This window comes from Streptomyces sp. NPDC043952, assembly GCF_056435325.1.
On record NZ_JBWKES010000044.1, the window covers coordinates 36073 to 54449 of the forward strand.

Annotated in this window: 17 protein-coding genes; 12 read left to right on the forward strand and 5 right to left on the reverse strand. The window is 71.6% G+C overall.

Annotated elements, in window-relative coordinates:
- The first annotated feature begins 145 nt into the window (after positions 1-145).
- Together rsmA and AC069R_RS30925 are read left to right on the forward strand one after the other, a co-directional pair.
- Positions 146-1015, forward strand: coding sequence for a 16S rRNA (adenine(1518)-N(6)/adenine(1519)-N(6))-dimethyltransferase RsmA (rsmA, locus tag AC069R_RS30920; RefSeq protein WP_478770031.1), 870 nt, complete (start codon positions 146-148; stop codon positions 1013-1015).
- 47 nt (positions 1016-1062) lie between these two features.
- A complete protein-coding gene (locus AC069R_RS30925; protein ID WP_478770032.1) occupies positions 1063-1956 on the forward strand; it encodes a 4-(cytidine 5'-diphospho)-2-C-methyl-D-erythritol kinase in 894 nt (297 codons plus the stop codon).
- Between the two features lie 3 nt (positions 1957-1959).
- Here AC069R_RS30925 and AC069R_RS30930 read toward each other — a convergent pair whose 3' ends face one another.
- Entirely contained in the window at positions 1960-2553 is a 594-nt protein-coding gene (locus AC069R_RS30930; RefSeq protein ID WP_478770033.1) for a Uma2 family endonuclease, read from the reverse strand.
- A 182-nt stretch (positions 2554-2735) separates the two neighbouring features.
- Between AC069R_RS30930 and AC069R_RS30935 the strand changes: the two genes are divergently transcribed.
- The 4 genes from AC069R_RS30935 (at position 2736) to AC069R_RS30950 (ending at position 9521) form a co-directional block, all read left to right on the forward strand.
- Positions 2736-4544 (forward strand): ABC-F family ATP-binding cassette domain-containing protein, encoded by a 1809-nt coding sequence (locus AC069R_RS30935; RefSeq protein ID WP_478770034.1) that lies wholly within the window; start codon positions 2736-2738, stop codon positions 4542-4544.
- A gap of 271 nt (positions 4545-4815) precedes the next feature.
- The gene (locus AC069R_RS30940) at positions 4816-6690 is read left to right on the forward strand and encodes an outer membrane protein assembly factor BamB family protein (RefSeq protein WP_478770035.1); all 1875 of its coding nucleotides are present in this window, start codon (positions 4816-4818) and stop codon (positions 6688-6690) included.
- Positions 6691-6766: 76 nt separating this feature from the next.
- A complete protein-coding gene (locus AC069R_RS30945; protein WP_478770036.1) occupies positions 6767-8629 on the forward strand; it encodes an outer membrane protein assembly factor BamB family protein in 1863 nt (620 codons plus the stop codon).
- Between the two features lie 217 nt (positions 8630-8846).
- Positions 8847-9521, forward strand: a complete 675-nt coding sequence (locus AC069R_RS30950; RefSeq protein WP_478770037.1) for a helix-turn-helix transcriptional regulator — start codon at positions 8847-8849, stop codon at positions 9519-9521.
- A gap of 99 nt (positions 9522-9620) precedes the next feature.
- On the opposite strand, the gene AC069R_RS30955 is transcribed toward AC069R_RS30950, so the two are convergent.
- Positions 9621-9926 carry a hypothetical protein gene (locus AC069R_RS30955; protein WP_478770038.1) on the reverse strand — a complete coding sequence of 102 codons (306 nt, stop codon included), beginning with the start codon at positions 9924-9926 and terminating at the stop codon, positions 9621-9623.
- Between the two features lie 20 nt (positions 9927-9946).
- The gene (locus tag AC069R_RS30960; RefSeq protein ID WP_478770039.1) at positions 9947-11641 is read right to left on the reverse strand and encodes a sodium:solute symporter family protein; all 1695 of its coding nucleotides are present in this window, start codon (positions 11639-11641) and stop codon (positions 9947-9949) included.
- Positions 11642-11799: 158 nt separating this feature from the next.
- On the opposite strand from AC069R_RS30960, the gene galT reads away from it, so the two are divergent.
- Genes galT through galK form a run of 3 tightly spaced genes read left to right on the forward strand, consistent with a single transcriptional unit; the run spans position 11800 to position 14974 of the window.
- On the forward strand, positions 11800-12861 hold the full coding sequence (galT, locus tag AC069R_RS30965) for a galactose-1-phosphate uridylyltransferase (protein WP_478770040.1): 1062 nt from the start codon (positions 11800-11802) through the stop codon (positions 12859-12861).
- Positions 12858-13820 (forward strand): UDP-glucose 4-epimerase GalE, encoded by a 963-nt coding sequence (gene galE, locus AC069R_RS30970; protein WP_478770041.1) that lies wholly within the window; start codon positions 12858-12860, stop codon positions 13818-13820. Before galT ends, galE begins: the two co-directional genes overlap by 4 nt.
- Entirely contained in the window at positions 13820-14974 is a 1155-nt protein-coding gene (galK, locus tag AC069R_RS30975; protein WP_478770042.1) for a galactokinase, read from the forward strand. The genes galE and galK overlap by 1 nt, the downstream gene beginning before the upstream one ends.
- 252 nt (positions 14975-15226) lie before the next feature.
- Here galK and AC069R_RS30980 read toward each other — a convergent pair whose 3' ends face one another.
- The gene (locus AC069R_RS30980; RefSeq protein WP_478770043.1) at positions 15227-15667 is read right to left on the reverse strand and encodes a GNAT family N-acetyltransferase; all 441 of its coding nucleotides are present in this window, start codon (positions 15665-15667) and stop codon (positions 15227-15229) included.
- 117 nt (positions 15668-15784) lie between these two features.
- Here AC069R_RS30980 and AC069R_RS30985 point away from each other — a divergent pair, with 117 nt between their 5' ends.
- Positions 15785-16552, forward strand: coding sequence for a LuxR C-terminal-related transcriptional regulator (locus tag AC069R_RS30985; RefSeq protein ID WP_397985549.1), 768 nt, complete (start codon positions 15785-15787; stop codon positions 16550-16552).
- On the opposite strand, the gene tamR is transcribed toward AC069R_RS30985, so the two are convergent.
- Complete coding sequence (tamR, locus tag AC069R_RS30990; RefSeq protein ID WP_397985550.1) at positions 16511-17008, reverse strand: MarR family transcriptional regulator TamR; 498 nt, start codon at positions 17006-17008, stop codon at positions 16511-16513. The genes AC069R_RS30985 and tamR overlap by 42 nt on opposite strands.
- Positions 17009-17111: 103 nt before the next feature.
- On the opposite strand from tamR, the gene AC069R_RS30995 reads away from it, so the two are divergent.
- Positions 17112-17924, forward strand: coding sequence for a trans-aconitate 2-methyltransferase (locus tag AC069R_RS30995; protein ID WP_478770044.1), 813 nt, complete (start codon positions 17112-17114; stop codon positions 17922-17924).
- A gap of 2 nt (positions 17925-17926) precedes the next feature.
- On the forward strand, positions 17927-18286 hold the full coding sequence (locus AC069R_RS31000; RefSeq protein ID WP_478770045.1) for a VOC family protein: 360 nt from the start codon (positions 17927-17929) through the stop codon (positions 18284-18286).
- Positions 18287-18377: the final 91 nt, after the last annotated feature.

Below are 18377 nucleotides of genomic sequence, written 5' to 3' on the forward strand. Positions count from 1 at the left end.
GGGTTTGCGGGCGACCGGGGCCTCCGGGGTGTGCGGGGGCGTCGGGAGCTGGGCGGGCGTCGGAGACTGTGCTGGACCCGCTGGGGTGCTCTGGTGCGGGGCCCGCTTGGCAAGGGCGCCTCTCACCGCCCCGTACCCTTGTCCCGTGAGTAGCCCCGCCCCCGATTCCCTCCTCGGCCCCGCCGACATCCGCGAGCTCGCGGCCGCGCTCGGTGTCCGCCCCACCAAGCAGCGCGGCCAGAACTTCGTGATCGACGCGAACACGGTCCGCCGGATCGTCCGCACCGCCGAGGTCCGCCCCGACGACACCGTCGTGGAGGTCGGCCCCGGACTGGGCTCGCTCACCCTCGCGCTGCTGGAGGTGGCCGACCGCGTCACCGCCGTGGAGATCGACGACGTGCTCGCCGCCGCCCTCCCCACCACCGTCGCCGCCCGCATGCCCGCCCGCGCCGACCGCTTCGCGCTGGTCCACTCCGACGCGATGCACGTCACCGAGCTGCCGGGCCCCGCCCCGACCGCGCTCGTCGCGAACCTGCCGTACAACGTCGCCGTCCCGGTCCTGCTGCACATGCTCGACACCTTCCCGAGCATCGAACGCACCCTGGTCATGGTGCAGTCCGAGGTCGCCGACCGGCTCGCCGCCGCGCCCGGCTCGAAGGTGTACGGCGTCCCGTCCGTGAAGGCCAACTGGTACGCCGAGGTCAAGCGGGCCGGCGCCATCGGCCGCAACGTCTTCTGGCCCGCGCCGAACGTCGACAGCGGGCTCGTCTCCCTGGTGCGCCGCACCGAGCCGATCGCGACGACGGCCACGAAGCGGCAGGTCTTCGCGGTGGTCGACGCGGCCTTCGCGCAGCGCCGCAAGACCCTGCGGGCCGCGCTCGCCGGCTGGGCCGGTTCCGCGGCCGCCGCCGAGGCCGCCCTGGTCGCCGCCGGGATCTCCCCGCAGGCCCGCGGCGAGTCGCTGACGGTCGAGGAGTTCGCCCGTATCGCCGAGCACGCCCAGACCAGCGTCTGACGCCGGCCGCCCGCACAGCCGTACAGCCGCACAGTCCAAGGAGCGCAGTGAGCGTCACGGTCCGTGTCCCCGCCAAGGTCAACGTCCAGCTCGCGGTGGGCGCCGCCCGCCCCGACGGGTTCCACGACCTCGCCAACGTCTTCCTCGCCGTCGGCCTGTACGACGAGGTCACGGTCGCCCCCGCCGACGAACTGCGCGTCACCTGCGCGGGCCCGGACGCCGCCCAGGTCCCGCTGGACCGCACCAACCTCGCCGCCCGCGCCGCCCTCGCGCTCGCCGCGCGCCGGGGCATCGAGCCGAAGGTGCACATCCACATCGACAAGGACATCCCCGTCGCCGGCGGCATGGCGGGCGGCAGCGCGGACGGCGCGGGCGCGCTGCTCGCGTGCGACGCGCTGTGGGGTACGGGCGCCTCGCGGGCCGAACTCCTCGCGATCTGCGCCGAGTTGGGCAGCGATGTGCCGTTCGGTCTGGTCGGCGGGGCGGCGCTGGGTGTCGGCCGTGGCGAGCGGCTGACCGGTCTCGACGTCGGCGGCACCTTCCACTGGGTGTTCGCGATGGCCGGGCGGGGGCTGTCCACGCCGGCGGTCTTCCGCGAGTTCGACCGGCTGGCCGAGGGCCGGGAGATCCCGGAGCCGGTGGCCGCGCGGGAACTGCTGGACGCGCTGGCCAAGGGCGACGCCGACGCGCTGGCCGCGGCCGTCGCCAACGACCTCCAGCCGGCCGCGCTCTCCCTCTTCCCGGAACTCGCGGCCACCCTGTCGGCGGGCCGCGCGGCGGGCGCCCTCGCCGCCCTGGTCTCCGGCTCGGGCCCGACGACCGCGTTCCTCACACGGGACGCCGCCACGGCCGAGAAGGTCGCGGAAGCCCTCTCCGCCTCCGGCACCTGCCGGACGGTACGGACGGCGGCGGGGCCGGTGGCGGGGGCGACGGTGCTCTAGCGCTCAGAGCGCGTCGATGGCGCTCAGGTCGATGTCGATGTCGTAGGGGACGGTGATCTTGACCTGGTCGTGATAGATGCCGGTCAGGGCGTACGTACCGGTTGCATTGCCGAGTTCGTAGACCTGGATGACGGGGTGGTTGTCCTGGCCCGCCATGTCGACCAGCCAGAAGTGGGGGATGCCGGCGGCCGCGTACTTGTGAGGCTTGTAGTCACGGTCACGAGCCTCGGAGTCCGGTGAGACCACTTCGATGGCGAGCAGGACATCGGAGGCTCGGTAGTACGTCTGCTCCGGGCTCTTGCGGGCCTCCGCGCGCACAACCGAGATGTCCGGCTCCGGGCCGTTGTGTCGATCGATGACGATGGTCATCTCACGGCGCACTTTCAGTTCTCGCGGAGCGGTGCGCCGCAACTCGCTGACCAGCAGGTCGATGACAACACTGTGAAAGTCCCGCTGGGCACTCACGAAAACCAGGCTCCCGTCGATCAACTCGGTGTGCGGCGGGAGATCCGGCAGGGTGAACAGGTCATCCACGGTGTAGCCGTCGTGCGGCGGCACCGGCCAGTGGACCCGGTGCTCTGCGGACTCGGCGGTCATGGTTCCTCCCATGGACGGGATCCTGCTGCCTGCACTCCACGGTAGCGGCCCGTTCCCGATCACGTCATCACAAAGAGTGACCATCCCCTCGCGCGCCGCCCCCCGCCCCCGAGGCCCTACGCTAGAAGGCTGACCCACGCGGCGGAGCCGCATGTCGATACCGCCCCGCGAGCAGGAGTGAAATGGCCGTCAACCTGGTCAATGTCGAGAACGTCAGCAAGGTGTACGGCACCCGTGCCCTGCTGGACGGCGTCTCGCTCGGTGTGTCGGAGGGGGACCGGATCGGGGTCGTCGGCCGCAACGGTGACGGGAAGACCACGCTGATCCGGATGCTCGCCAAGCTGGAGGACGCCGACACCGGCCGCGTCACCCACTCCGGCGGGCTGCGCCTCGGCGTGCTCACCCAGCACGACTCGCTCGACCCCGCCGCCACCGTCCGCCATGAGGTGATCGGCGACCTGGCCGACCACGAGTGGGCCGGGAACGCCAAGGTCAGGGACGTACTGACCGGACTGTTCGGCGGCCTGGACCTACCGGGCTTCCCCAAGGGCCTGGACACGGTCATCGGCCCGCTGTCCGGTGGCGAACGCCGCCGCATCGCGCTGGCCAAGCTGCTGATCGAGGAGCAGGACCTGCTCGTCCTGGACGAGCCCACCAACCACCTCGACGTCGAGGGCATCTCCTGGCTCGCCCGGCACCTCCAGAACCGCCGCTCGGCACTCGTCTGCGTGACCCACGACCGCTGGTTCCTCGACCAGGTCTGCACCCGCATGTGGGACGTGCAGCGCGGCGATGTGTACGAGTACGAGGGCGGCTACTCCGACTACGTCTTCGCGCGCGCCGAACGCGAACGCATCGCCGCCACCGAAGAGGCCAAGCGGCAGAACCTGATCCGCAAGGAGCTGGCCTGGCTGCGCCGCGGCGCGCCCGCCCGCACCTCCAAGCCCCGCTTCCGGGTGGAGGCCGCCAACGAGCTGATCGCCGACGTGCCGCCGCCCCGCGACAGCAGCGAGCTGATGAAGTTCGCCTCCTCCCGGCTCGGCAAGACGGTCTTCGACCTGGAGGACGTCACCGTCCAGGCCGGCCCCAAGGTGCTGCTCAAGCACGTCACCTGGCAGCTCGGCCCCGGCGACCGCATCGGCCTGGTCGGGGTGAACGGCGCCGGCAAGACCTCGCTGCTGCGCGCCATGGCCGAGGCCGCCCGCACCGGGGGCGAGGAGCAGCCGGTCGGCGGCCGGATCAACGTCGGCCGGACGGTCAAGCTGGCCTACCTCTCCCAGGAGGTCGCCGAACTCGACCCCACCTGGCGGGTCCTGGAGGCCGTGCAGCGGGTGCGCGAGCGCGTCGATCTCGGCAAGGGGCGCGAGATGACCGCCGGCCAGCTCTGCGAGACCTTCGGCTTCACCAAGGAGAAGCAGTGGACGCCGGTCGGCGACCTCTCCGGCGGTGAGCGCCGCCGCCTCCAGCTGCTGCGGCTGCTGATGGACGAGCCCAACGTCCTCTTCCTGGACGAGCCCACCAACGACCTCGACATCGAGACCCTCACCCAGCTCGAGGACGTCCTCGACGGCTGGCCCGGCTCGATGGTCGTCATCTCCCACGACCGGTTCTTCGTGGAGCGCACCACGGACCGGGTGTTCGCCCTGCTCGGCGACGGCGCGCTGCGGATGCTGCCGCGCGGCATCGACGAGTACCTGGAGCGGCGGCAGCGGATGGAGGAGGCGGTCGCCGAACGCACCGCCGCCGCGGCGCCCAAGCCGGCCACCCAGGAGCGCAGCGCCGCCGACCAGCGCGCCGCCAAGAAGGAACTCCAGAAGATCGAGCGGCAGTTGGACAAGGTCTCGGAGAAGGAGGCCAAGCTGCACGCCCGGATCGCGGACAACGCGACGGACTTCGCGAAGGTGGCCGAACTGGACGCCCAGCTGCGGGAACTCGCCGGTGAACGCGAGGAACTGGAGCTGCGCTGGCTGGAACTGGCGGAGGACGCGTAGCGGTTCGCCCGCCGTGAATCAGCCAGTGCGGCGGGCGGTCCGCCCCCGGCGCCCGACGGGCCGCGCGTGCGCCGCGTGAAGGGGGCGTGAAGGCGCGTAACGGAGGCATCACGGGCCGGTTCTCCCTTGGGAACAGGGCGGATCCGGCCCGTAGCGCTGTCCGTGCCGAGTGATAGAAAGAGCGGTCTGAGAACCGTCTGCACAACGACCTTGGGTCCGTAGAGAACCTCAGGGCGTGGCTAAAAATCAGTGAACGAGGGGGAGAGCGCTGATGACTCAGCCGCCCGACCAGTCGCCCAGCGGCGGCTTCGGAGCACCGCAGGATCCGAGAGATCCCAGAGACCCGAAGGGTCCGGAGGCATCGGCGGACCCGCGGGATCCGGGGAATCAGTCTCCGGGGAACGAGCCGCCGCGAAACGGCGGCTTCGGCGCCCCGCCGCCGGTCCCCTCCCAGCCGCCCGCACCCCCGGCCCCGCCCGCGCCCGGCTACGGCTACCCGCAGCAGCCCGGCCCCTACGGAACCCCTACGGCACCCGGAACCCCCGGCGCGCCCGGCCCCTACGCCACCCCCGCTGCCCCCGGCCCCTACGGCTACCCGCAGCAGCCCCCGCAGCCGGGCCCCTACGGGCAGCAGCCCCAGCCCGGTTACGGCTTCCCGCCGCAGCCGCCGTACCCCGGCGCCCCCGGCACCGCGCCCGGCGCCCCCTTCCCGCCCCACAGCGGCGGCGGCAACAAGAAGAAGACGGCGCTGATCGTGGGCGCCGCGGCGGCCGCGCTGCTCGTCATAGCCGGCACCGTCTACGCCGTCACCAGCGGCGGCGACGGCAAGAAGAAGCCCGTGGCCGAGCAGAGCGGCAGCGGCGCGCCGACCTCGTCCGGCGCCCCCTCGGCCTCCTCCTCGTCCACCGGCGGCGACGACCCCGAGGACCTCAACAAGGGCCGCGCGCCCGGCGAGGCGAAGGTCCTCTGGTACAAGTCCGCCCCGGACGCGCCGGGCGAGGGCGCCGACGCCCCCGGCATGTGGGTCGCCGGGAACACCGTGGTGAAGGCGGCGTACAAGCAGGTTTTCGCCTACGACACCGGCAACGGCTCCTCTCCCTGGGGTCCGGTCACCTTCCCGCAGAAGATCTGCGCGGTCACCCCGCAGAAGTCGGACGACGGCAAGGTCGTCGTGGCGTACATGAACGGCACCAGCGACAACGCCAAGTGCAACCAGCTCGTCCAGCTCGACCTCGCCACCGGCAAGAAGGGCTGGAGCGCCCAGGTCGCCGACGGCGGGCTGTTCGACAGCGCGCTCAACGTCGAACTCAGCGTGGCGGGCAGCACCTTGATGGTGGGCCGCGCCGAGTCGGGCACCGCCTACGACATCGACAGCGGCAAGAAGCTGTACGACAAGAAGCGCTACGGCAACGCCTGCTTCCCCGCCGGGTACGCGGGCGGCGCCGGCAAGCTCGTCCAGGTGGCGTCCTGCGGGGCCTCGACCAGCGGCGAGCACGACGAGCTCCAGGAACTCGACCCGGCCACCGGCAAGGTGCGGTGGACCCAGCCCCTGAAGAAGGGCTGGCAGGTCAGCCGGGTGTACTCGATGAATCCGCTCGTGGTCTATCTGACCAACGACGACAAGAAGGTGTGGAACATCTCCACCTTCACCGCGGACGGAAAATTCCGCTCGCAGGTCAAGGTGGACGAGAAGTTCTCCCCGAGCTGCGGCTGGGCGATCCTGGAGCGCGACCTCCAGGGCTGCCAGGGCGTCGCGGCCGACGCCGACACGCTCTACCTGCCCACGGACACCACGTCCACCGCCAACGAGATCGTCGCGATCAGCCTCTCCACCGGCACCGCGAAGTGGCGGGTCAAGTCCCCGGCAAACGAGCCGATGGCCCCGATGAAGGTCGAGGGCGGCAAGCTCATCGCGTATGTGCAGCCGTCGTACGACGCGGGCGGCCAGGTGGTCTCGATCCCGACCGGCGGCTCCACCCACACCACGACGAAGCTGCTCCAGAACCCGCAGGGCACCGCGGAGATCGAGGACACCTTCTACGACGGCGTCGTGGACTGGGCCGACGGTCGTTTCATCATCTCGTCCGGCCGGCTGAACGGCAGCGACGAGGCGAAGGAGAAGCTGATCATGGCCTTCGGCAACTGAGCCCGGCCCGCTTCCCGGCCCTCCTCCCCTTCCGTCCGCCGTCCGGTCTTCCGAGTGTCACCGAGGTACCCGAGTCATGACCCAGCCGCCCCCGCCCCCGCCGAACCAGCCCCCGCAGCAGGGGGGTTTCGGCCCGCCGCCCCCGTCGTCCCCGCCGCAGCCGGCCCCGCCCACCCCGCCGCCCTCGCTGGACAAGCAGCCCCCGCGGCAGGACCAGCCGGCCCCGCCGGCCGGCCCCCCGCAGCCGGCCCCCGGCTACGGCTATCCGCAGCAGCCGGCCCCCGGTTACGGCTACCCCCAGCAGGCGCCCCCGGCCCCGCCGGCCGGCTACGGCTACCCCGCCGCGCCCCCGAACCCGTACGGCACCCAGCCCCCCGCCCCCTACGGGGCGCCGCAGCAGAACCCGTACGCCATGCCCACCCAGCCCATGCAGCAGTCCGGGCAGCCGGGCTACGGCTATCCGGGCCAGCCCCCGACCATGCCGATGCAGCAGCGGGGCGGCGGTGGCGGGCGGGGCAACAGCGCGCTGTACATCGTCATCGCGGCGGTCGTCGTCATCGCGCTGATCGTCGTCGGCGGCATCTGGTACGCGGGCTCCGGTGACGGCGGCACCAAGCAGGACTCCGCCTCCTCCGGCGGCACCGGCGGCGGAGGCCAGGACAAGGGCTCCGGCGGTTCGACCGGCGGCAAGGAGAAGGTGCCGGCGAACCCGGCCGCCAAGGTCCTCTTCCAGGTCCCCTCGCCCTCCGTGCAGGACACGGTGAGCACCTCCGGCTCCTGGCTGACCGGCAAGGTGTACGCCAAGACCGGCGTGGACGAGATCGTCGGCTACGACCCCGCCAAGGGCACCAGGCTGTGGACGGTCAAGCTGCCCGGCCCGGTCTGCGCGGCCAGCCGGCACATGACCGCCGACGACAAGACCGCGATCACCTACCAGCCGACGAACAAGAAGTACGACGGCTGCTCCGACATCGCGGCGATCGACCTCGACGCGGGCAAAAAGCTGTGGACGAAGACCGTCAAGGTCGGTGACTACCCGATCAACTACCAGAACGTGACGGTCTCCCAGCACACCGTCGCGCTCGGCGACAGCAACGGCGGCGCGGCCTTCGACATCGACTCCGGCAAGCCGCTGTGGCAGCCGAAGCAGGGCGAGGACTGCTACGACGCGGGGTACGGCGGCGGCGCCAAGCTGGTCGCGGTGCGCAGCTGCGGCGAGTCGGACAACACCCGGCTGTCCATCCAGACCATCGACCCGCGGTCGGGCAAGGTCCTCTCCGAGTACAAGATGGATCCGGGCATCGAGTACGCCTCGGTCGTCTCCACCGACCCGCTGGTGGTGGCCGCCGACGTCGGCGACAGCGCGGGCGACGGCAGCGGCATCTCGGACTACTTCTCCATCGACAACAAGACCGGCAAGCTGCTCGCCCGGATCTCCGCGCCCGGCAAGACCTACGGCGGCCGCTGCGACGGCATCACCCGCATCGAGGACTGCCACGAGGTCGTCGTCGGTGGCGGCAAGCTGTTCGTGCCCACGGAGGAGCACGACGGCAGCGGCACCTCCTACAGCACCACCAACGAGGTCGTCGCCTTCGACCTGACCACCGGCAAGCCCACCGGCCAGCGCGCCGAGGCCGGGGACGGCTATCTGCTGTCGCCGCTGCGCATGGACGGCGCCAACCTCATCGCCTACAAGAAGCCGCCGTACGACAAGGGCGGACAGATCGTCAGCATCGACGGCTCCACCTTCAAGCAGACCAAGCTCCTGGAGAACCCGGCCACGGAGAGCTCCCGGCGCGCGGAGGACAGCATGCTGCCGGACTACGCGGAGATCCTGTTCGGAAACGGCCGGCTGTACATGTCCGACGTCTTCGTCGACAAGGTGGCCGCGGGCGACGACAAGTCGTACCTGGTGCTGGCCTTCGGCACGGACGGCTGACCGCCCCCACACAATCACCCGGACGGGTGACTTGGTCAGCGGTGCCCCGGATGTCATCGGTCCGGGGCACTTCTGCTGTCCAGGGGCGGCATGGCGTCGAACAAGCGTGTAGCTTCCGGGGGCATGCAAAGGGGCGGGGTGCCGGGGGGCCCTCTGTCCTTCGGGCCGGTGGACGTCCATAGTGGGGCATCCATGGGCGGGACTGGGGGGTTTCTCTATGGGAGTACGGCTCATGGTCGTGGACGACCATCGCCTGCTCGCGGAGGCGCTGGCATCGGCGCTGAAACTGCGCGGGCACCGGGTGCTCGCCTCGGCCGCGCCCGCCGCGGGCGCCGCCGATCTGGTGATCGCGCGGGCGCCGGAGGTGTGCCTGCTGGGCACGGCTGCCCCGGCCGAGCCGGGGGCCTTCGACCCGGTGGCGAAGATCAAGCGGGAGCGGCCGCAGGTGGCGGTGGTGGTGCTCGGTCCGGTGCCCTCGCCGCGCGGGATCGCCGCGGCGTTCGCCGCCGGGGCGTCGGGATACGTACGGCACGACGAGCGCATCGAGGGGGTCGAGCGCGCGCTCCTGAAGGCACGGGCGGGCGAGTCGGCGGTGGCCCCGGCGCTCCTCCAGGAGGCGTTCGGGGAACTGCTGAACCCCGCCGCCCAGCCCGACGACGAGGCCCAGCGCCTGCTGAGCGTGCTGACGCCGCGCGAGGTCGAGGTCCTCGTGCGGGTCGCCGACGGCGAGGACACCCGCGTGATCGCCTCCGGTATGCGGATAGCACCGAGCACGGCGCGGACGCATGTGCAGCGGGTGCTGATGAAACTGGGCGTCGGCTCCCGCCTGGAGGCGGCGGCACTGGCCGCGCGCACGGGCCTGCTGGACCGCGCGGCGGGGCCGGGAACATAGCTCCCGGCCCCGCCACAGCGCCCCGTCAGGGGGCGCGGGGAACTGCGCGATCAGCCACGACGCGGCCGCACTCGGCGGACGGACCCGCCCCCCGAGGCGCTAGTCCTCCTGCTGCGGAGCCGCAGGCATCGGACGCATCTTCAGCCACACCAGGAAGAAGACACCCAGCACCAGCATCCCGATCCCGGTCCACAGGTTGATGTTGACCCCCTGCGCCTTGTCGATAGCGGACCGCGAATCCGTGATCCCGGCGATGGTGACGATCACGCCGTAGAGCACGAAAAGCCCGCCGATGATCCGGCGCAGGTCGAAGATGCGGGACGCCGTCGCCGACTTGGTCTCCAGCTCGGTGACCTCGCGCGCGATATCGCCCTCGGTGTAGTGGTGTTCGGAGTTCTCGGACATGTTCCCTCGATCCTCCCGCGTCAGAACGAGAACGGGATGTAGCAGACGGCGGCCAGCACGACCGCACCCCAGCCCAGCAGCGCCGGCCTGCGGTACCACGCGTCGTCACCGGGCGCCGGCGGCTCGGACATCCCCGGCGACCGGGTGCCGTAGACCAGGCCCTGGAGTTCCTGCGCGGGCTTCGGCTTGGTGAACAGCGACACCAGGACCATCACCACCGCGCCGGCGACGAACCCGGCGATCGCCGACACGAAGTTGGCGCCCTGGTCGGAGGGGATGGAGATGATCCCCTTCTTGTAGAGGACGAAGTAGTTGACCATCGCGGTGACGGTGCCCGCGAGCAGCCCCCAGAAGCCGGACTTGACCGACGCCCGCTTCCAGAACATGCCGATGATGAAGACGACGAACATCGGCACGTTGAAGAAGGAGAACAGGGTCTGGAGGTAGGCCATGATGTTCGAGAACGACGACGCGAGGAACGCCGTGCCCACCGACGCGCAGACGCCGATCACGGTGATCCACCGGCCGAACCGGACGTAGTACGCGTCCTCCCGTCCGCGCACCACGTACTTCGCCCAGATGTCCGTGGTGAACACGGTGTTGAAGGACGACACGTTGGCCGCCATGCCGGCCATGAACGCGGCGAGCAGACCGGTGACCGCGATGCCGAGCACACCGTTGGGCAGCAGCTCCTGCATCAGGTACGGGATGGCGTCGTTGTACTGGAGCCCGGAGCCGCTGGTGCCGATGCCGGGCACCAGCGCGGCCGCGACCAGGCCCGGAATCATCACCAGGAAGACGATGAAGATCTTCGGGTACGCGGCGATCAGCGGCGTGCGCCGGCCCGCCGAGAGGTTCTTCGCGGACAGGGCCCGCTGCACCTCGGCGAAGTTGGTGGTCCAGTAGCCGAAGGAGAGCACGAAGCCGAGGCCGAGCACGATCGTCAGCCAGTTCGCGCCGAGCGGGTTGCTGCTGCCGATCCCGGTGCCGCCCCACGCGGTGGTGAAGTTGTGCCCGTGGGTCTCGGCGAGCTTGTGGGTCAGCCCGCCCCAGCCGCCGACCTTGCGCAGCCCGAGGATGGTGATCGGGATGAGCGCGGCCAGGATCACGAAGAACTGGAGCACCTCGTTGTAGATCGCCGAGGACAGGCCGCCCAGCGTGATGTACGCGAGCACGAAGGCGCCGGCGACCACGATGGCCACCCACTGCGGCCAGCCGAGCAGGGCCTCGACCACGATCGCGAGGGCGTAGAGGTTGACGCCGGCGATCAGGATCGCGGCGAAGGCGAACAGGATCGAACTGAGCAGATGGGCTGCCTTGTCGAAGCGCAGCAGCAGGAACTCGGGGACCGAGCGGACCTTGCTGCCGTAGTAGAACGGCATCATCACCAGGCCGAGGAAGACCATGGCGGGGATGGCGCCGATCCAGTACCAGTGCACGGTGTAGGCACCGTACTGGGCGCTGTTGGCGGCCATGCCGAGGATCTCGGTGGCCGCCAGGTTCGCCGAGATGAAGGCGAGGCCGGTGATCCAGGCGGGCAGCGAGCGTCCGGAGAGGAAGAAGTCGAGGCTGGTCTTGACCGACCGGCGGGCGGCGAAGCCGATGCCGAGCACGACGACGAAGTAGATCGCCAGGATCGTGTAGTCCAGCCAGTTGGTCGGGAGCCGTAGCTCGGCCGCCGCCAGATACGTATACGCGTATGTGGACGTTTGCATAAGAACTCGCTTCGTTGCGCGAACTGATCAGAGCGGAACCTACGCCTGTGTGTTTAGAAAATGAACAGTTGTGATGGTGATCTTTGTTCGATTGTGATGATCTGATTCTGTGTCGGGTTGTGGTCTGTTATGTTTGATTCTGTTGAGAGGAGTCCGGCGTGAAGAAGACCCCGACCCTGCTGGCCGACGGTCGCGAGCTGATCTACTACGACCTGCGGGACGACACCGTGCGCGACGCCGTCGACTGCCGCCCGCTGGACCGCACGGCCACCACCTCCGAGATCCGCCGCGATCCGCTGCTCGGCGACCGGGTCGCCGTCGCCTCCCACCGGCAGGGCCGCACCTACCACCCGCCGGCCGACCAGTGCCCGCTGTGCCCGACCGAGGGCGAGCGGCTCAGCGAGATCCCGGACTCCTCGTACGACGTCGTCGTCTTCGAGAACCGCTTCCCCTCGCTCGCCGGCGACTCCGGACGCTGCGAGGTCGTCTGCTTCACCTCCGACCACGACGCCTCCTTCGCCGATCTCACCCCCGAGCAGGGGCGCCTGGTGCTGGACGCGTGGACCGACCGCACGGCGGAGCTGTCGCAGCTGCCCTGTGTCGAGCAGGTGTTCTGCTTCGAGAACCGCGGCGCCGAGATCGGTGTGACCCTCGGTCACCCGCACGGACAGATCTACGCCTACCCCTTCATCACCCCGCGCACCACGCTGATGCTCCGCTCGCTCGCCGCGCACCGGGCGGCACATGGCGGGGAGAACCTGTTCGACGCCGTCCTGGAGAGGGAACGCGCCGGTGAGCGGGTCGTCCTGGAGGGTGAACACTGGGTGGCCTTCGTGCCGTACGCGGCGCACTGGCCGTACGAGGTCCACCTGTATCCCAAGCGCCGCGTCCCCGATCTGCTCGCGCTGGACGAGGCGGCGCGCACAGAATTCCCCCAGGTGTATCTGGAACTCTTGAGGCGCTTCGACCGGATCTTCGGGCCCGGCGAGCCGCCGACGCCGTACATCGCCGCCTGGCACCAGGCGCCGTTCGGGGCGCTCGCCGGTCTCGACGGGGTGACGCGGGAGGACTTCGCGCTCCATCTGGAGCTTTTCACCATCCGCCGCACTTCCGGCAAGCTGAAGTTTCTCGCGGGTTCCGAGTCCGGCATGAGCGTGTTCATCAACGACGTGCCGCCGGAACGCGCGGCCGAGCGACTGCGAGAGGTAGCGACTTCATGAAGTACCTGGTGACGGGTGGCGCGGGATACGTCGGCAGCGTGGTGGCCCAGCATCTGCTGGAGGCCGGACACGAGGTCACCGTCCTCGACAACCTCTCCACCGGCTTTAGGGAGGGCGTCCCGCCCGGCGCCGCCTTCGTCGAGGGCGACATCCGCGACGCCGCCAAGTGGCTCGACGCCTCCTACCACGGCGTGCTGCACTTCGCCGCGTTCTCCCAGGTCGGCGAGTCCGTGGTGAAGCCCGAGAAGTACTGGGACAACAACGTCGCCGGCACCCTCGCGCTGCTCGGCGCGATGCGCGAGGCGGGCGTGCGCACCCTCGTCTTCTCCTCCACCGCCGCCACCTACGGCGAGCCCGAGCAGGTCCCGATCACCGAGACCGCCCCGACCCGCCCGACCAGCCCCTACGGGGCGTCCAAGCTCGCCGTCGACCACATGATCACCAGCGAGGCGCACGCCCACGGCCTCGCGGCGGTCTCGCTGCGCTACTTCAACGTGGCGGGCGCGTACGGCGCGTACGGCGAGCGCCACGACCCCGAGTCGCACCTCATCCCGCTCGTCCTCCAGGTCGCCCGGGGCCGCCGCGAGGCCATCTCCGTCTACGGTGACGACTACCCGACCCCCGACGGCACCTGCGTGCGCGACTACATCCACGTGGCCGACCTCGCCGACGCGCACCTGCTGGCGCTGACGGCCGCGCGCCCCGGCGAGCACCTGATCTGCAACCTGGGCAACGGCAACGGCTTCTCCGTGCGCGAGGTCATCGAGACCGTCCGCGAGGTCACCGGGCACCCGATCCCCGAGGTCGCCGCCCCGCGCCGGGGCGGCGATCCGGCCGTCCTGGTCGCCGCCGCGGACACCGCCCGCGAGAAGCTGGGCTGGAACCCGACCCGCGCGGATCTCGCGGGCATCGTCGCGGACGCCTGGGAGTTCGCGCAGAACCTGGCCAAGGAGGACTAGTGGGGGCACAGCAGGTCGCCGAGCGCTTCGCCGAGCTGTACGGAGCGCGCCCGGAGGGAGTGTGGGCGGCGCCGGGACGGGTCAACCTGATCGGCGAGCACACCGACTACAACGACGGCTTCGTCATGCCGTTCGCGCTGCCCCACCAGGCACTCGCGGCGGTCTCCCGCCGCGCCGACGGCCTGCTGCGCCTGCACTCGGCGGACATGGCCCAGGGCGTCGTCGAGCTGCGCCTCGACGCGCTCGCGCCGGGCAGCGACCCGCGCTGGACGGCGTACCCGGCGGGCGTCGTCTGGGCCCTGCGCGAGGCGGGCCACGCGGTCACCGGCGCGGACATCCACCTCTCCTCGACCGTGCCCACCGGCGCCGGCCTGTCCTCCTCCGCCGCCCTGGAGGTCGTGATCGCCCTCGCCCTCGGCGAGCTGTACGGCCTCGGCCTCGCCCGCTGGCAGCTGGCCCGGCTGTGCCAGCGCGCCGAGAACGTCTACGTCGGCGCGCCGACCGGCATCATGGACCAGACCGCCGCCGCCTGCTGCGAGCCGGGCCACGCCCTCTTCCTCGACACCCGCGACCTGTCCCAGCGGCAGATCCCCTTCGACCTCGCGGCCGGGGGCCTGCGCCTCCTGGTGGTCGACACGCAGGTCAAGCACGCCCACAGCGGCGGCGAGTACGGCAAGCGCCGGGCCGGCTGCGAGAAGGGCGCGGCCCTGCTCGGCGTCGACGCCCTGCGCGACATCGCCTACGCCGACCTGGACGCGGCGCTGGACCGGCTGGGCGAGGAGGAGGAGATCCGCCGCCTGGTGCGCCATGTCGTCACCGAGGACGAGCGCGTCGAGCGCACGGTCGCCCTGCTGCGCGCCGGCACCCCCCGCGCGATCGGCCCGGTCCTCACCGAGGGCCACGCCTCGCTGCGCGACGACTTCCGCATCTCCTGCCCGGAACTGGACCTGGTCGTCGACACCGCCCTCGCGCACGGCGCCCTCGGCGCCCGCATGACCGGCGGCGGCTTCGGCGGCTCGGCCATCGTCCTCACGGAAACCGCCGAGGTCCCCACCCTGACCAAAGCCCTGGAAGAGGCCTTCACGACAGCGGGCTTCACGATCCCCCGGATCTTCGAGGCGGTGCCGTCGGCGGGGGCGCGGCGGGTGCTCTGACGCCCGCGGCGGGGAGTCGATCAGGGCGCGGGCCGAACCGATCGCGCATGCCCTCGGGTGCCGGCTGGTGTCCGCCGAGACCCGCCGGGCCGAGCGGGCGATCGAGCGGCTGCGGATGGGCGGCCCCCCGCCGGTGGAGCGGGAGCCGGACGCCCTCCGGAGCTGCCCCGGCCGACTTCCCGCTCGCCCACCGGCCGGCCGCTCCGCGTCGCAGGCGCCCGCCGGAGCCGCCCCCCTCGGCGTGATCCGCCGTCAGGCCAGCCGTTTCACCAGGGTGTACTCCGTGATTCCCGGCGGGTAGTCGGGGATCTCGCAGACCACGTCGTAGCCCTGGCGGCGGTAGAAGGCCGGGGCCTGGAAGTCCCAGGTCTCCAGGCGGGCGGCGGTGCAGCCGCGGTCGGTGGCGAGGTGTTCGGCGCGGGCCAGCAGGTGGGAGCCGAGGCCCGTGCCGCGGTGCGGGGCGTCCACCCAGAGGTAGGTGACGTGCAGCCAGGCGGTCCAGGTGTGACCCACCAGGCCGCCCGCGAGGGCCCCGGCCGGATCGAGGGCCCAGACGTGCAGCGGGACTTCGCGCTCGGCGGGGGTGCCGCGCAGGGCGGCCAGGACCGGCGAGGCCGCCGTGTTGGCGTCCAGCAGCCGGGTGCGCAGCAAGTCCTGTCGTGCCTTGTCGACTTCCGCCTCGATACGAAACATGCGGCACACCATAAACGCGCCGGACGGCCAGTTCTGTAAATCTCCTTCCGCTGCGTGCCGGTATCCGTACGCTGAGATACAGCGACCGGTGGGGGCCGGTGCCGTTCAGGGGGTTCTGTGGTTCGTATCCGAGTCCTGGTCGTGGACGACCACCGCATCTTCGCCGAGTCGCTCGCCGCCGCCCTGGCCGCCGAGCCCGATGTCGAGGTCGCCGCCGCCGGCAGCGGCCCGGCCGCGCTGCGCTGCCTGGAGCGGGCCGTCGCCGAGGGCCGCCGCTACGACGTCCTGCTGGTCGACGCCGACCTGGGCGGCAAGCCCACCGGCGGCCGCTCCCCGGTGCCCGTGCGGGACGCGGACGAAGAGGGGCTGGTCGACGGGCTCTCGCTGGTCGCGGGGGTGCGCGCCGCCCAGCCCGCCGTACGCACCGTGGTCCTCGCCGGGAAGGACGACCCGCGCCGCGCCGCCCTCGCGCTCGGCGCCGGCGCCAGCGGCTGGGTCGCCAAGGACTGCTCCCTGTCGCGGCTGCTCGCGGTGATCCGGGGCGTGCTGCGCGACGAGACGCATCTGCCTCCCGCCCTGCTGACCGGCGTGCTCAAGGAGCTGACCGCCGCCCGCAGGCACCGCAGCGAGAGCGAACGCCTGGTGGAGTCCCTCACCCCGAGGGAGCGGGAGGTGCTGCGCTGCATGGTCGCGGGCCTGGGCCGCAAGGCCGTCGCCGAACGGCTGTTCCTCTCCCCGCACACCGTCCGCACCCATATGCAGAACGTCCTCGGCAAACTCGGCGTCCACTCCACCCTGGCCGCCGTCGCCCTCGCCCGCCGGGCCGGGGTGGGCCCGGTGGACCTAGCCGGGGATGTTGTCGAACGGGGCGGTCAACTGGCGTAGCAGACCCGCCAGTTCCGCCCGCTGCGCGCGGGACAGCTCGCCGAGGATGGCCCGCTCCTGGGCCAGCAGCCCCGCGAGGGACTCATCCGCGCGGTCCCGGCCGGTGTCGGTCAGCCGCACCAGCACACCGCGGCGGTCACTGGGGTCGGGGAGCCGTTCGACCAGGCCCTTCTTCGCCAGCCGGTCGATCCGGTTGGTCATGGTGCCCGAGGTGACCAGGGTTTGGGTCAGCAGCTGTCCGGGGGAGAGCTGGTACGGCGTGCCCGCGCGCCGCAGCGCGGTCAGCACGTCGAACTCCCAGGGCTCCAGCTGGTGCTCCGCGAACGCGAGCCGGCGGGCGCGGTCCAGATGCCGGGCGAGCCGGCTCACCCGGCTGAGCACTTCCAGCGGCTCCACATCGAGGTCCGGACGCTCCCGGCGCCACGCTGCGACCAGCCGATCGACCTCGTCCTCCATGAGATCAGTGTAGTGGTTGTGTCGACATGAAGTCTCTTGGAATCGAGTATCTCCAACGCGAGTATCTTGACATCAAGAGAGTTGGGGCGGGAAGGTGGTGACCATGACGACACCGACCTGGGACCCCGGCCAGTACCTCCGGCACGCCGGCCACCGCGCCCGCCCCTTCGCCGACCTCCTCGCCCGCGTCCCCGCCCTGCCCGGCGCCCGGCCCCGCATCGCCGACCTCGGCTGCGGCCCCGGCAACGTCACCGCCACCCTCGCCGAGCGCTGGCCCACCGCGCACATCACCGGGTACGACAACTCGCCCGAGATGCTGGACACCGCCCACACCCGGCACGAGGGCCCCACGCCCGGCGGCGGCCGGCTGGACTTCGCCCACGCCGATGCCCGCACCTGGACGCCCGAGGAGCCGTACGACCTGATCGTCTCCAACGCCGCCTTCCAGTGGGTGCCCGGCCACCTCGACCGGTTCGCTGACTGGATCGGGGCCCTCGCCCCCGGCGGGACCTTCGCCTTCCAGGTGCCGGCCAACACCGACGCCCGGCAGCACGTCCTGCTGCGCGAACTGGCCGCCGACCCGCGCTGGCGAGACCGGCTCGCCGGGGTCCCGCGCCGCACCGACTCCGTGCACACCCCCGCCGCCTACCTGGACCGCCTCGCCCGCCTCGGCTGCGCCGCCGACGTCTGGGAGACCACGTACCTGCACGTCCTGGACGGCGAGGACCCGGTCCTCGACTGGATGAAGGGCACCGGCCTGCGGCCCGTCCTCACCGCGCTCGCCGACGACCCCGAGGCGCGGGACGCGTTCCTCGCCGCCTACCGCGACCTGCTGCGCGCGGCCTACCCGCGGGAGCCCTACGGCACCGTCCTGCCCTTCTGCCGCCTGTTCGCCGTCGCCGTGAAGGAGGACTGACGATGCTCGTGGCCGTCGACCATGTGCAGCTCGCGGCGCCGCCCGGCTCGGAGGACGCGCTGCGCGCGTACTACGCCGGTGTCCTCGGCATGACCGAGGTCCCCAAACCGCCGGTGCTCGCGGCCCGCGGCGGCTGCTGGTTCGAGGCCGGCCCCGTCCGCCTCCACCTCGGCATCGAAGACGACTTCCGCCCCGCCGGGAAGGCCCATCCGGGCCTCGAAGTACGGGACATCGAGGCCTACGCCGCCCGCCTCGCCGCCCACGGCGCGCCCGTGACCTGGGACGACAACCTCCCCGGCCAGCTGCGTTTCTACTCGCGGGACCCGGTCGGCAACCGCCTGGAATTCCTCCAGCCGCGCTAGGATCTGTCGTCAAATGTCACGCCCACATCAGGAGTGCTGCGAGGGTGACGGCTGCTTGGTAGGACTGGGTGGTCTTGTCGTAGCGGGTGGC